This window comes from Aquabacterium sp. (genome assembly GCF_016234775.1).
Classification (GTDB): Bacteria; Pseudomonadota; Gammaproteobacteria; order Burkholderiales; family Burkholderiaceae_C; genus Aquabacterium.
Window position 1 is genome coordinate 1 of the sequence record NZ_JACRAH010000036.1, and the last position, 14,341, is coordinate 14,341.

Genomic DNA, 14,341 nt, shown 5'->3' on the forward strand with positions numbered 1-14,341 from the left:
AAGTTGAAGCCTCCAAGGGCGTGTCCGGCATGGTCGGCGCTGAACTGATGGGCTTCGTCAAGGAAGGCTTCCAGGCTGCAGCCATGGCCAAGGTGGCAACTTCTGCCATCGAAGCGCGCAAGTTCGGCTACCTGCTGGACAGCGACATCGTTGTGCCCAACAAGGACGAAGTCCTGTACGTGGCCATCGCTCAAGCCAAGGCCATGTTCGAGTCCGGCTACCGCGCCCCTGCCAAGAAGCAGTTCGCTGTGGCTGGCCGCAACGTGAAGGCCACGCTGCAGTCGTCGCTGATCAACATGCGTGACGGTGGTTTCATCTCCGCCCACGACTACTACATCAGCTCGGCCATCGCCGATGTGCTGACCGGCGGCGACGTCGATGGCGGCACCCTGGTGAGCGAGGAATACCTGCACGCCCTGGAGCGCAAGCACTTCTGCGCGCTGTTGGACAACCCCAAGACGCAAGAGCGCATCATGGGCATGCTGTCGACTGGCAAGCCTGTCCGCAACTGATCGATCGGAGACAAACACATGTCTAAGCAACTCCGCGACGTTTACGTCGTTGCCGCCACCCGTACCCCGATCGGCAAGTCTGGCCGTGGCGTGTTCAAGAACACCCGCCCTGACGATCTGCTGGTCGCCACCATCAAGAACGCCCTGAGCCAGGTTCCTACGCTGGATCCGGCTGCCATCGAAGACGCCATCGTTGGCTGCGCGATGCCTGAAGGCGAACAAGGCATGAACGTGGCCAAGATCGCCGCGCTGCTGTCTGGCCTGCCCAAGACTGTGGCCGGTGCCACCGTGAACCGCTTCTGCGCGGCCGGTATCACTGCCGTGTCGATCGCAGCTGACCGCATCCGTGTGGGCGAAGCCGAAGTCATGATCGCCGGTGGCGTGGAATCGATGTCCATGGTCCCCATGGGCGGTTCCAAGCCTTCGTTCAACCCCGCTGTGGTGAACCTCGACGAAAACGTCGGTATCGCCTACGGCATGGGCATGACCGCCGAGAAGGTGGCCGAGCAGTGGAAGGTGACCCGCGAAGAGCAGGACGCTTTCGCCACCGAATCGCACCGCCGCGCCATCGCCGCTCAGCAAGCTGGCTTCTTCGACGCTGAAACCACGCCGATCGAAATCGAAGTGCGTACGCCCAACCTGGAAACAGGCGAAGTGACGATCACCAAGAAGACCATCAGCCGTGACGAAGGCGCTCGTCCTGACACGTCGGTGGAAGGTTTGGCCAAGCTGCGTCCCGTGTTCGCTGCCAAGGGTTCGGTCACGGCCGGTAACTCGTCGCAGACGTCCGACGGCGCTGGCTGCCTGATCCTGGCTTCGAAGGAAGCTTGCGAGAAGTATGGTCTGAAGCCTCTGGCCAAGTTCGTGGCTTTCGCCGTCAAGGGCGTGCCACCCGAAATCATGGGTATCGGCCCGATCGAAGCCATCCCCAAGGCTCTGGAATACGCCGGCCTGAAGGCTTCGGACATGGACTGGGTTGAGCTGAACGAAGCGTTCGCTGCGCAGTCGCTGGCTGTGCTGAAGGACCTGGACAGCAAGGGCCACGTGCTGGACCGCGCCAAGGTGAACCCGATGGGCGGCGCGATCGCCCTGGGCCACCCTCTGGGTGCAACCGGTGCCATCCGCGCTGCGACCGTGGTGCACGGTCTGCGTCGCACTGGCGGCAAGTACGGCATGGTGACGATGTGTATCGGTACCGGCCAAGGTGCTGCTGGCATCTTCGAGCGCGTTGACAGCCTGTGATGAGCTGCTTCAAATTGGCTGTTGATCAGGTGCTTGTACGGGCCTGATTGATGGTTGATTGAACTGCAAGAGCCCGCAATGGAGTGATCCTTGCGGGCTTTTTTACAGGCGATATTTCTGCCTTGCTTCTGTTGGACGTTTCATGGAAGCCCTGCATATCCTTACCGAAGATGGCCACATGCTGGCAGGCCGTTGTTTCAGGCCTCAAGGTGGCATCAACGTTCGCCGTGCGGTGATCGTGGCGTGCGCCTTGGGCGTGCCTCAAACCTTTTACGAACGCTACGCGAGCTGGCTGGTGCAGCAAGGTTGCGTCGTCTACACCTTTGACTGGCGCGGCATGGCTCAGTCAGCCCCGCCGAGCCTGGTCGGCTACAAGGCCCGGTTGGTGGACTGGGCACGTCACGATGCGCCAGCCGTGATGGAACTGGTGGCGCTGCGTCACCCCGGCTTGCCCATCACCTGGTTCGGCCACAGCATGGGTGGCATCCTGTTCGGCATGATGCCGCAGCACCCCCGCATCGACCGCGTGGCCACCTTGGGCAGTGGCAGTGGTTATCACGAGCATCTGGCGCGGCCGCTGCGTTATGTGATCGGTGCCTTCTGGCATGTCATCGTGCCTTTGAGCGTGGCGCGGCACGGCTACTTCGCCGGCCGCCGCATCCGTACGGTGGACGACCTGCCGCGTGGCGTGGTGGCGCAATGGAAGCGCTGGTGCGCCCATCCCGACTTCGTCGTCAGCGAGGGTGAAGAGGTCCGTCGGGCCTATGCCAACGTGAGGCTGCCCATCACGGCGGTCGTGTTCACGGATGACACCATGGCCAGCCCGCGTGGCGTCAAGGCGATGCATGCGCACTACACCGGCACGCAGGTTGATCTTCAGGTCCTGCGGCCCGAAAAGCATGGTCTTCGCACCGTGGGGCATTTCAACTTCTTCCATGCCCGGACCGGCCCGCGTGGCTGGGCCATGAGTCTGCCCTGGTTGGGCTTGGCCACGGCGATGTGACAGACGACGACCAACCCATCCGAAAGCCCGGAGCCACCAATGCCTGCAGAAACCGTTCAGATCAGCACGCGCGATGGCCATGCACTGGTGGCACGCGTGTATGCGCCTGCCGGCGTCGTTCAGCGCGCCGTGCTGATTGGCGCTGCCATGGGCGTGCCGCAACGGTTCTATGAAGCCTTTGCCACGTGGTTGTCCCACCAGGGCGTGGGGGTGATGACCTTTGACTGGCGCGGCACGGGCGAGTCTGCCCCTCGGCGCTTGCGTGGCTTCAAGGCCAGCATCACCGATTGGGCCTCGAAGGACCTGCCTGCCGTGGTCGACGCTTTTTGTGCGCGCTGGCCCGATGCGCCGAAGACCTATCTCGGGCACAGCCTGGGTGGCCAGTTGTTCGGCTGGCTGGATCAGCCCGAGCGTTTCGAGCGCGTGCTGACCGTGGCCAGTGGCAATGGCTACTGGCGGCTCAATGCGCCGCAGGTGCGCATGCAGGCGCCCTTGCTGTGGTGGGTGCTGGCCCCCGTGGGTATCGGCCTGGCTGGCTACTTCCCGGGCAAGAAGCTGGGGGCCGTGGGCGACCTGCCTGCCGCCGCCATGTGGCAGTGGCGCAAGTGGTGCCTGCATCCTGATTACCTCGGCTCCGAAGGGGCCGCTGTGCGGGCGCGTTACGCCAGCGTGCAAGTGCCCATCACCGCGGTGGTGCTCGAAGACGATGAGCTCGTGAGCCCTGCCGGTATCCGCAAGCTGTATCAGCTATATGCGAAGGCCCCGGTGCATTTCGAACACTTGCATCCGCATCAGATGGGCATGAAGCGCATCGGGCACTTCGGCCTGTTCAAGGCCAGCTCTGCCGAACGCCTGTGGCCCGTGGCCCTGGACTGGTTGCAGGGGGAGCCAGGCAAGGGATAACGCGAACCATCCCCCTGAACGGGCTATGACGTTAGCACCGATGCGGGGCGTTAATCGAATCGACAGAATGCAGAGCAATTCAATCTGACGCGACGCCCTGCCCAGACCTGTGTGTATGACGCTGGCGTGTCCACCACGGAGCCACTCATGCCACGCCTTGTCGTGCACCTGGGCCTGAGCGCCCTTGCCACCGTTATCGCTTCTTCCGCCTGGGCCGCCCCAGCCCCTTGGGTGCCCAACACCACAGGCAACGTTGGCCCTGCACCCACGACCTTCAACAAGTGGGAGGCCATCGAGGCCCCGGCGGCATCCGGCGCTAGCTGCGGCAATGGCTCCCCCTATCGCTTCTTCGTCAACCGCACCACCAAGGCGGCCAATGCGAAGAAGACGGTGATCATGTTCGAGGGCGGCGGCGCCTGCTGGGAGCAGAACGCCTGCCAGATGAAGGGCGGCCTGCTGGGCGCCACCAACTACAACGGCATCCCCACCAACTACATGAGCTCGGGCCTGGCGCTGGGCGGCCTGATCACGCCGTTTACCTCGCGCACCCACCCCTTGCAGAAGGTGCAGACGCAAAGCTGGAACATCGTCTACGTGCCCTACTGCACGGGTGACGTGCACACCGGCAACAAGGTGGCCACTTATGGCGATGCCGATCCGGCCAGCCCCATCACCTATTACCACCGCGGTTTCAAGAACGGCGAGGCCGTGGCCAACTGGGTGGGGCGCCATCTGCCCAAGCAGGACCAGTTGCTGGTCACGGGCTTCTCGGCTGGCGGCGTGGGGGCCACGGCCATGTACGGCTTGATCCGTCTGGCGGCGCAACCCAAGCAGTCGGCCATGCTGGCGGATTCCGGCCCGCTGTTCCAGGTGGACCGCAATGCATCGCCTGAAGACGCGCCTTCCGTGCTGTTGCACAACAAGATCCGTGTGGCCTGGGGCCTCGATGGCGACAACGGCCTGGCGTCGCGCATGATCGCGACCTTCCCGACGGCGGGCACGGTGGACAACCTCGGCAGCCTGACAACGGGCCTGGCCAAGGTCTTCCCGCAGGATCGCCTGGGTTATGCGGTGTTCCAGGCGGACGCCGTGTTCTCGTCCTTCTCGTACACCAAGTTCTATCCCGAGATCGCGGCCGTGCCGGCAGGCGCCAAGCGCGATGCCTTGCTCAAGGCCAAATGGGTCAAGGAGATCGGCACCTGGGTGGACGCCATGAAGCCTTACGCCAACACGGGCTACTACATCCCTTACGGTCGTGACTTCATCAAGTCCCACACGCTGACCACAGCCTCGTTTACCGGCACCGGCATCAAGGAGGCCAACCTGGCGGATGTGGGCGTGTTCGTGGACAACATCCTGGATCCGAGCCAGCCGCTGATCCGCGCTTACGAAACGCAGCGCACCACGCCCAACTCCAGTGGCATCGCCCTGATCAGCTGGATCAACACCGCGTTCTACGCACTTTTCGGCATCTGAAGTCACGATGCTTCGAGCGGGCCCGGCGATGCCGGGCCTTTGCACTTTTGTCGCCAAAGCTTGCATGCGGCTGTCGTGCAAACCACCCGAAAGTGGCGTCTAATTCAGGGTTCCCGAGAACTTGGAAGAACCTGGAGACATTGGGCCATGAGCGAGATCCTGCAGCATCGTGAAGCTGGTGTACTGACACTGACCTTCAACCGTCTGGACAAGAAAAACGCCATCACCACGGCGATGTACACCCGCCTGGCTGAAGAGCTGGAAGCTGCTACGGCGGATGACAGCGTTCGCGTGGCCGTCATTCAAGGCGCGGTCGAAATCTTCACCGCCGGCAACGACCTGGCTGACTTCCTCAACAACCCGCCCATCAGCAAGCCCGGTGGCGAGGTGCCACCCGTGGTGCGCTTTCTCAACGCCATCCGCGACTTCCCCAAGCCCATCGTGGCGGCTGTGGCCGGCCCGGCTGTGGGCATCGGCACCACGCTGCTGCTGCACTGCGACCTGGTCTACGCCGGTGACAACGCCGCGTTCAGCCTGCCCTTCGTGAACCTGGGCCTGTGCCCTGAAGCCGGCGCCAGCCTGCTGCTGCCGCAGATCATCGGCTACCCGAAGGCTGCTGAAAAGCTGATGCTGGGCGAGGCTTTCTACGCCGAAGAGGCGCTGGAGATGGGCCTGATCAACCGCATCGTGCCGCCGCATGAAGTCAACAGCTATGCGCAATCACAAGCCGCCAAGCTGGCCGCCAAGCCGGCCGCATCGCTGCGGGTGACCAAGTCGCTGATGAAGATGGCCCAGACGCAACTGGCGCCGGTGATGACCGAAGAGCTCAAGCACTTCGGCCAGTTGCTGCAAGGCCCGGCCGCCAAGGAAGCCATCAGCGCCGTGATGGAAAAGCGCAAGCCCGACTTTTCCAAGTGTTGATCTGATCCGGCGTGAGCGGGGGCGACAGACGGTCTTGCTCACGCGATAATGCTTTTCATACAGCTTTCAGGACACCAGCGTGCCTGAGAAGCAAAAAATGGGAAGCATTCGGATGTCAGTCTGTGAATCTGGGGTGTGGCGCGTGCTTGCTCGCGCATTGGCGTGCTTGCTGTGTCTGGGTCTGTCGGCCCATGCGCAGCAGGCCGCGCCTCAACGCATCACGGTTGTCGTGGATGACAACTACCCACCCTATGTGTTCCGTGATCACGCCGGGCGCCTGCAAGGCATACGCAAGGATGTCTGGGACCTGTGGGCGGCGCGCACGGGCGTCCAGGTTAATCTGGTTGGCCTGGATTGGGCCAAGGCCCAGGCGCAGATCCAGTCCGGGCAGGCCGATGTCATCGACATCATCTTCGAGACCGGGCCTCGCAAGAGCCTCTACGACTTCGGCCCCGCCTACAGCGACATTGAAGTCCCCATCTTCTTCCACGAGAGTGTGGCAGGCATTGCCAATGCCGATTCGCTCAAGGGCTTCACCATTGGCGTGAAGGACGGCGATGCCTGCGTGGACTACCTGCAAAGCCAGGGGCTGGATTCCTTCCGTCGTTACCCCAGTTATGAAGCCGTGATTGACGCGGCCGCCGTGGGGGAGGTGAGGGTGTTTTGCGAAGACAAGCCGCCTGCAAGCTACTTCCTGGTTCGCAAGCAGCTCGAGCACCAGTACCGTAGCTCGCCGCCGCTGTTCATCGGGCAGTTCCACTGGGCTGTGCGCAAGGGGGATGCCGCCACCTACAAACTGGTGCAAGACGGCTTCAGCCGCATTACCAACTCGGAGATGATGGCGGTGCGTGATCGATGGATGGGCTCAGCCGTGGAGGTGTCGGGCGTGCCGGCTTACCTCCGTTATGGAGGCTATACCTTGCTGGCTGTCGGTGCCCTCGTGTTGTTGCTGGGGGCCTGGAACATCGCCTTGCGGCGACGGGTGGTCTTGCGCACGCGTGAACTGTCGACCTCATTGAAACAGTTGACCGAGTCCAAGCAGGACGCTGAGCAGACACTCGCGCAACTCAACGCCACGTTGGAGGCCATACCTGACCTGATGTTCGAGGTGGATCTGGATGGCCGTTATGTGGATGTGAGGGCCAGTCGGGCAGACCTGCTGCTGCAGCCCCCTGAAAGCTTGTTGGGGCGCCGTGTCCAGGAGGTCATGTCTGTACAAGCGGCAGACGCTGTAATGCATGCCTTGCATGAAGCGGCGGCACATGGTTCGTCCTTCGGCACACAGGTCAGCCTGGACTTGCCCGTAGGGCTGCGCTGGTTCGAGCTGTCCGTGGCGCGCAAACGCACAGGCAGTGGTCAGCGCGATCATTTCATCGTGCTGTCGCGCGATGTGACTGACCGCAAACTGGTTGAACAGGCACTGGCGCGCCATGGCGACGAGCTGGAGAAGATCGTTCAGGAGCGCTCACGGCAATTGGTCGAAGCGCGCGATGCATCCGAAAGCGCCAGTCAGGCCAAGAGCGAGTTTCTCTCCCGCATGAGCCATGAGTTGCGCACGCCCATGAATGCGATCCTGGGCTTTGCACAGCTCATCGACATGGATGTGGGCAGCGCCAGTCGATCAAAGGCACATGTACAGGAGATCCTGCGTGCTGGCAAACATCTGCTGCATCTGATCAACGATGTCCTGGATCTGGAGCAGGTCGAAGCAGGGCGTTTGACCTTGCATCCAGAACGGGTCGAACTGAGTGCTTTGGGGCGCGAGGTGCTTGCTCTGATGCAGCCCTTGGCGGATCAGCAGCATGTCGCGTTGAGCATGGGCGGCATGAATGATCTGGCCGTGATGGCGGATGCGACGCGCGTTCGGCAAGTGGTGCTCAATCTGCTGTCCAACGCGGTCAAATACAACCGCCCTGGCGGCCAGGTGTGGCTGGAGGCTTGCGTGCATGGCGACGAGGTCATCCGCATCAGCGTGCGAGACACGGGGCCAGGCATCGCGGCGAAGTACCTCGATCAGCTGTTTCAACCGTTCAGCCGGCTGGGCGCGGAGTCAGGCCAGATCGAGGGTTCTGGCATCGGGCTGAGTCTGTGTCGACGCCTGGCCGAGTTGATGCAAGGCGCCATGGGCGTGCACAGTCAGGAAGGCGAGGGCAGCACCTTCTGGGTGGATTTGCCTCGGGCCATGCCGCAGCGAGCTTTGCAGGAAAACGTCATGAGGCCTGATGCGCAGTCAGCCATCGGGCCGACGGTGGCCGGCGGGCGCCCCTCGCCCCGGCTGGCTACTTTGTTGTATGTCGAGGACAATCCCGCTAACCTGCAACTCATGGAGCAGATTGTGGCGCGACACCAGGGCGTGGAACTTGTGACCGCCCCATTGGGGCAAGCTGGCCTGGCGCTGGCCAGAAGCAGTCGACCGGATCTCATCTTGTTGGACATCCATTTGCCCGATATCGATGGTTATGCAGTCCTGGGCCAGTTGCGCAGTGATCCGCAGACCCGTGCCACGCCCGTGATTGCGGTGACAGCCAATGCCATGCCCATGGACGTGCACCGCATTCGCGATGCCGGTTTTGACGACTATGTGTCCAAGCCCATCAAGGTCACGCACATCGACATGTTGATCCACGAGCGCCTTGGGAGCACCCTTGCCTGAGAGCGGCAGCTCCATCCACTCGGGCCTGAGCGAGACCGAAGCGCAGGCGAGGTGGCTGCAACATGGGCCCAATGAGTTGCCGCAGGCCAGCAAGCGCACGGCTTGGCGCATTGCGCTGGAGCTCGTGCGTGAGCCCATGCTGCAGTTGCTGCTGGTGGCGGGCGGCATTTACCTGGCCCTGGGGGATGTGGGGGAAGCCTGCATGCTGCTGGCCTTTGTGGCGCTGACCCTGGTGATTTCCTTTGTGCAGGAGGCCCGCACCGAGCGCGTGTTGGAGGCCTTGCGCGATCTCAGCAGCCCTCGTGCATTGGTGATCCGCAATGGCGAACGCAAGCGTATTCCCGGTCGGGAGGTGGTGCCGGGGGATCTCCTGTTGCTGGAGGAGGGTGACAGGGTGCCGGCCGATGCGCGCTTGTTGTCCGCCAATGACTTTCTGGCGGACGAATCCCTGTTGACGGGTGAGTCTGTGCCCGTGTGCAAGGTGCCCTGGCTGACGACGCATGGTGATGTTCGCAGGCCGGGTGGCGATGACCAGCCCTGGGTGTACTCGGGTTCGATGGTGGTGCGCGGGTTGGGCATGGCTGAAGTCACGGCCACCGGCCCGCACAGCGAGCTGGGTCGCATTGGTGTGGCCCTGCATCAGATCGAGCAGGCACCGCCCGCCTTGCAGCAGCAGACACGCGCCCTGGTGCGCACCTTTGCACTGGTCGGTATCAGCCTGAGTGTGCTGGTGGCGCTGCTTTATGTGTGGATGCGCGGCGATACCCTGGCGGCCGTGCTGGCAGGCATCACCTTGGCCATGTCGCTGTTGCCCCAGGAGTTCCCGCTGATCCTGACCGTGTTCATGGCCATGGGGGCCTGGCGGATCTCTCAACAGCGCGTGTTGGTGCGGCGCGCCAGTGCCATCGAAGCCCTGGGCACGGCCACCGTGCTGTGTACCGACAAGACCGGCACGCTCACGCTCAATCGAATGAGCATCGCCGCCATGCACGTGAGCGGGCAGACCTGGCGTGCACAAGAAACGTCGGCGCCCTTGCCGGAGTCCTTCCATGCCTTGCTCTTGCACGGCATCCTGGCCAGCGAACGCGATCCCTTCGACCCCATGGAAAAGGCCTTCTGGGTGCTGGGGCAGGCCCAGTTGCCTCAGCAGATCGCACGACATGCCCCATGGCAACTGGTGCATGAATACGGGCTGAGCCCCGAGATGCTGGCCATGTCCCATGTGTGGCGCGCGCCTCAGCAGGACGGGCACCTCATCGCCACCAAAGGCGCACCCGAGGCCATCGCCGATCTGTGCCATCTGAGTGATACGGCGCTGGCTGAAGTACGGCGTGCGGCTGACATGTTTGCCAGCCAGGGCATGCGCGTGCTGGGCGTGGCGAGGGCCCGGCACGATGGGCCTCAGCAAGGTGGTCAATGGCCCGCCATTCAGCATGACTTCGATTTCGAATTCATGGGGTTGGTCGCCCTGCAGGACCCTTTGCGCCCTGACGTGCCGCAAGCCGTGCAGGCCTGTCGAGGGGCCGGCATCAAAGTGGTCATGATCACGGGCGATCATCCCGTTACCGCGAAGGCCATGGCTGAGCAGGCTGGCCTGGATGTCAGCGCCGATGTGGTGCGCGGTGAAGATCTGCAAGGCCTGTCGGACGAGGCGTTCAAGGCCTGTGTGGCGAAGGTCTCGGTCTTTGCGCGCGTGATGCCGGAGCAGAAGTTGCGCATCGTGCAGGCGCTGCAGGCGGGCGGTCATGTGGTGGCCATGACGGGCGATGGTGTCAACGATGCGCCGTCGCTCAAGGCGGCCGACATCGGCGTGGCCATGGGCTCGCGTGGCACGGATGTGGCGCGTGAAGCCTCCGCCATGGTGCTGCTGGACGATGACTTCGGCGCCATCGTCAAAGCCGTTCAGTTGGGGCGCCGCATCGACGACAACCTGCGCAAGGCCATGGCCTTCGTGCTGGCCGTGCATGTGCCCATTGCAGGCCTGACCCTGCTGCCCTTGTTGATGGGCTGGCCGTTGCTGTTCATGCCCGTGCACATCGCCTTTCTGGAGTTGATCATTGACCCGGTCTGCTCCATCGTGTTCGAAGCCGAGCCTGATGAGCGCGACATCATGCGCAGGCCTCCACGCGAGATCGGCCGGCCCTTGCTGACCAGGTCGATGATGTTATATAGCCTGACGCAAGGCTTGCTGGCCCTGGGGGCGGTCGGTCTGGCGTATGCCTGGTTGTTGCAGCAAGGCCTGAGCGAGCCGCAGGCGCGGGCGGGTGGATTCATCGCACTTGTTGCCGTGAACATCCTGCTCATCGTCAACAACCGATCCTTGCATGGGCACGTGATGTCGGGCTTGTTGCGCCCCAATCCAGCCTTGTGGCGCATGCTGGCCTTGACCCTCTGCTTGTTGGGGGTGGTGTTTTTCGTGCCTGCCTTGAGTGGCCTGTTCAAGATGACCTTGCCGGGCGAATCGGGTGCCATCGCAGTGGGCGCCGCCATGTTCTGTACCCTGATTTCGCTTCAGATTCTGCGGTGGATTCGCGCGGGCAAAGCGTGAATACTGCATATGACATTTCGTATGTGACATTGATAATGTCGAACTCATTTTGACCATATCAGGACTGGTGAAGTGCTGTTTTCTCACTTGTTGCCGGACCTTGTCCAGTCTGTTCTGGATGCCCTTCCCACACCCGTGTTCTTCAAGGACAGAGCGGGCGTCTATCAAGGTTGCAACCGAGCTTTTGCTCGGTTGATCGGGCGGCGTCGGCGCGAGATCATCGGCATGACCGTGTTCGACATTTCGCCGCAGGAGTACGCCCAATCGCACTTCGACGCTGATGCAGTGTTGATGCAGTCAGGTGGAGAGCAACGCTACGAAGCCCAGATCAAGCGCTGCGATGGCGAGCGTCGCCATGTGGTCTTTCACAAGGCGGCACTGTATGGTGCGGACGGTGAGGTTGCCGGTATCGTGGGCACCATCCTTGACATCACCGAACGCAAGGCCCTGGAGGTCAAGCTGGCCGCCATGGCAGAGCGCGATGCCCTCACTGGTCTTTTCAACCGCCGGGCCATCTTGGCCCATCTTGAGGCCCTGCACAGGGATCGAAGGCAGGCTAGCCAGCCCTTGTGCCTGATGATGTGTGATGTTGATTACTTCAAGAGCATCAACGACCGCTACGGCCATGGCGTGGGTGACGAGGTTCTGCGCAAGGTGGCGCACACCCTGTGTCAGAACCTGCGAGATGGCGATCGCGTGGGGCGCATCGGTGGCGAGGAGTTCCTGATCGTGCTGGCAACAGCCGATGTGGACGATGCCCGGCAGGTGGCCGAACGCCTGCGGCATCTCATTGCCAGCATGGACGTGCATGGCGGCGAGGGTACCAGCCTGAGCGTGACCATCAGCATCGGCGTGGCCCAGAGCCTGCAGCACGATGAGGACTGGTCAGGCGCCGTCGCGCGCGCCGACGAAGGCCTGTATGCGGCCAAGCGAGCGGGCCGGGACAAGGTGGTGGTCACCGATGCGCAGACGCGCCTGGCACACCGCAAGGACTGGCATCAGCCCTGACGGCAGCGCCTTCAAGGTTGGAGTGATCACGGCAGACTGATACCCAACTTGATCCACCAGCGCCGACCTGCTTCGGGTACCTGCGCGGGCAGCTTGCTGCCCAGGTTGGCCCATGAGCCGTCACTGCTGTGGTTGAGGTGCTCCACATAGTAGCGATCGAACACATTGTCCACGCCTGCCGCTACCTGCACCTGCTTGTTGAACTTGTACTCGCCCTGGATGTCCCACACGCTGAAGCCTGGTGTGGCGGCCACATCCAGACCGTTGGTGCTGCCATGGTTGCGGTCAATGCGCTGCTGGCCATCGGCCATGCGCGTGATGAGCTTGAGGCCGATTGCATCCTGCTTCCATGCGGCATACAACCGGGCTTGTGTCGGAGGGGTCTGTGCGAGTGCCACATGATCGGTTTTGTTGGCGGCCCAGACCAGGCTCAGGTTGCCGCCCAGCGCAATGGTTGGGCTGGCTGCCCAGTTGAGCTCACCTTCAAAACCTCGGCGTATGGCATCCACACTTTTTGCGCTGGTGCCACTGGTGACCAGCATGAAATTGTCGATCAGGTTGATGAAACCGTTGACGCTGGCGCTGAGTTGGCCGGCGTTGTAGCGCAAGCCAGCATTGAGCTCCTTGTGTTGTTCCAGGGCCAGGTCATAGCCCTGCAAGCTGCCGATTTCGACATAGTCGGGCCCTCTCTCTGACTGGCCGATGGCCGCATGAGCCTGCCATTGCGCGTCCAGTCTGTGTTCTGCGCGGACGAAGGCACTGTGCAGGGTCATCTGGCGGCGGCTGCCCTGACCCTTGACGGGGGTGGCGTTGGCCGCGATGCCGCGCACATCCCCTGCGCGGGATTGCCTTGAGTCAATGCGCAGGCCCGAACTCACGGATGTCGAACCCAGCGTGGCCAGCCATTCGGCGTAGGCGCCGGTCTGCTGGATGCGGATGTCGTAGTAGGGGGCGATGCCAAGATCATCCGGGGGGAGGCAGGTGACCTCGCTGCCCAGGTCAAAACATACCGTGTTGATAAAGTGATTCTGTGCGTGGTAGCTGTCTAACCGGCCATCCAGGCCCAGCCGAATCACGTGGTCGTCTGCAATATCCAAGTCCACTCTCAGGCTGGCGGCACGGGAGCGATTGCGTTGCAGCATGATCTCGCGTGTGCGGTTGATGCCATCGGCCTGATAAGTGCCTTCCTCACCCCGCAGGGTGAAGTTGTCCATGGCGTGGTCCACACTTTGCCAGCGCACCTGGGCCTCGGCCTGCTTTACCCATGGCGACAGTCGTTGCGCACGCCACTGCAGCCCCAGGCTGTCCGACAGAAAGCGCGTGCCATCCATGTGATACGCGGGGTAGACGGCCCAGCCATCGCTGCGTGTCAGTTTGGCTGACAGCGTTTGCTCCTCGCTCAAACGCCAGCCCAGTTCCAGATCGTGGTTGTCGCGCAAGTAGCTTGACGGGATGCGTTGGCCGTGCCCGTCTCTTTCGTCGCCACTTTGCAGGTGTCGGTTGGTGACCCTCGCCCACATGGTTTCGCTGTTGACAAGGCCTTCTGCATGAGTCTGCTGTTTGCCGAAGGCGGCCAGCGTCTGGCTGAGTGTCAACGCCGAGGGCGCATCGGCAGACGGGGGCTTGCGTTCAAATACCAGGGCACCGGCCAGCACCCCCGCATAGCGCACGGTACTGGGCCCTTTGATCACCGTGCCCTGGTCAACCGCTTCCGGGTCGATGTAGGAGGTGGCCGGGTCCATGCCATGGTTGCAGGCGCCTTCCATGGCGATGCCATCGTTGAGCACGGGCAGGCGAGAGCCACCGAGGCCTCGCACCAGCACCGTGCCTGCGGTACCTGACTGTCGGTTGACCTGCACGCCGCCCACTTGCCTGAGCAACTGCGCCACATCGTCTTGCTCGTCGGTCTGCCCTTTGAGCTTCACCTTGCTTTGCGAGGCCTGCTGCCTGGGCCTGGCCTTGATCGACACCGTGGGCAACTGGTCCTTGTCTGCCGTGGTGTCGCTGGTTTGTGCCGTCGCGTCCAGCGTCAGCAGCAGGCTCAGGCAGGCCCATCCGATCGTCCGGTATCGCAT

At 62.7% G+C, this 14,341-nt stretch carries 9 protein-coding genes and 1 pseudogene; 9 read left to right on the plus strand and 1 reads right to left on the minus strand.

Going from position 1 to position 14,341, the window contains the following annotated elements:
- The 9 genes and pseudogenes from HY836_RS10130 to HY836_RS10170 form a co-directional block, all read left to right on the plus strand.
- A pseudogene (locus tag HY836_RS10130) lies at window positions 1-512 on the plus strand (3-hydroxyacyl-CoA dehydrogenase); the annotation flags it as partial.
- Window positions 513-530: 18 nt separating this feature from the next.
- Window positions 531-1,754, plus strand: a complete 1,224-nt coding sequence (locus HY836_RS10135) for an acetyl-CoA C-acyltransferase (RefSeq protein WP_290676012.1) — start codon at window positions 531-533, stop codon at window positions 1,752-1,754.
- 142 nt (window positions 1,755-1,896) lie between these two features.
- Window positions 1,897-2,757 (plus strand): alpha/beta fold hydrolase, encoded by an 861-nt coding sequence (locus HY836_RS10140; RefSeq protein WP_290676014.1) that lies wholly within the window; start codon window positions 1,897-1,899, stop codon window positions 2,755-2,757.
- 39 nt (window positions 2,758-2,796) lie between these two features.
- Window positions 2,797-3,660, plus strand: coding sequence for an alpha/beta fold hydrolase (locus HY836_RS10145; protein ID WP_290676015.1), 864 nt, complete (start codon window positions 2,797-2,799; stop codon window positions 3,658-3,660).
- A 147-nt stretch (window positions 3,661-3,807) separates the two neighbouring features.
- Window positions 3,808-5,136, plus strand: a complete 1,329-nt coding sequence (locus tag HY836_RS10150) for a pectin acetylesterase-family hydrolase (protein WP_290676016.1) — start codon at window positions 3,808-3,810, stop codon at window positions 5,134-5,136.
- A 147-nt stretch (window positions 5,137-5,283) separates the two neighbouring features.
- Window positions 5,284-6,057: an enoyl-CoA hydratase gene (locus HY836_RS10155; RefSeq protein WP_290676018.1), complete on the plus strand. Its 774-nt coding sequence runs from the start codon at window positions 5,284-5,286 to the stop codon at window positions 6,055-6,057.
- Between the two features lie 142 nt (window positions 6,058-6,199).
- Complete coding sequence (locus tag HY836_RS10160; RefSeq protein WP_290676019.1) at window positions 6,200-8,710, plus strand: transporter substrate-binding domain-containing protein; 2,511 nt, start codon at window positions 6,200-6,202, stop codon at window positions 8,708-8,710.
- A complete protein-coding gene (locus tag HY836_RS10165; RefSeq protein WP_290676020.1) occupies window positions 8,703-11,258 on the plus strand; it encodes a cation-translocating P-type ATPase in 2,556 nt (851 codons plus the stop codon). The genes HY836_RS10160 and HY836_RS10165 overlap by 8 nt, the downstream gene beginning before the upstream one ends.
- Before the next feature lie 72 nt (window positions 11,259-11,330).
- On the plus strand, window positions 11,331-12,266 hold the full coding sequence (locus HY836_RS10170) for a GGDEF domain-containing protein (protein ID WP_290676021.1): 936 nt from the start codon (window positions 11,331-11,333) through the stop codon (window positions 12,264-12,266).
- A 26-nt stretch (window positions 12,267-12,292) separates the two neighbouring features.
- Here HY836_RS10170 and HY836_RS10175 read toward each other — a convergent pair whose 3' ends face one another.
- Window positions 12,293-14,341 carry a TonB-dependent receptor gene (locus HY836_RS10175; protein WP_290676022.1) on the minus strand — a complete coding sequence of 683 codons (2,049 nt, stop codon included), beginning with the start codon at window positions 14,339-14,341 and terminating at the stop codon, window positions 12,293-12,295.

Bases quoted from the DNA above. Each gene is read 5' to 3' on its own strand.
- HY836_RS10145 (WP_290676015.1), top strand. From the start codon at position 2,797: ATGCCTGCAGAAACCGTTCAGATCAGCACGCGCGATGGCCATGCACTG.
- HY836_RS10140 (WP_290676014.1), top strand. From the start codon at position 1,897: ATGGAAGCCCTGCATATCCTTACCGAAGATGGCCACATGCTGGCAGGC.
- HY836_RS10135 (WP_290676012.1), top strand. From the start codon at position 531: ATGTCTAAGCAACTCCGCGACGTTTACGTCGTTGCCGCCACCCGTACC.
- HY836_RS10155 (WP_290676018.1), top strand. From the start codon at position 5,284: ATGAGCGAGATCCTGCAGCATCGTGAAGCTGGTGTACTGACACTGACC.
- HY836_RS10175 (WP_290676022.1), bottom strand. From the start codon at position 14,341: ATGCGATACCGGACGATCGGATGGGCCTGCCTGAGCCTGCTGCTGACG.
- HY836_RS10150 (WP_290676016.1), top strand. From the start codon at position 3,808: ATGCCACGCCTTGTCGTGCACCTGGGCCTGAGCGCCCTTGCCACCGTT.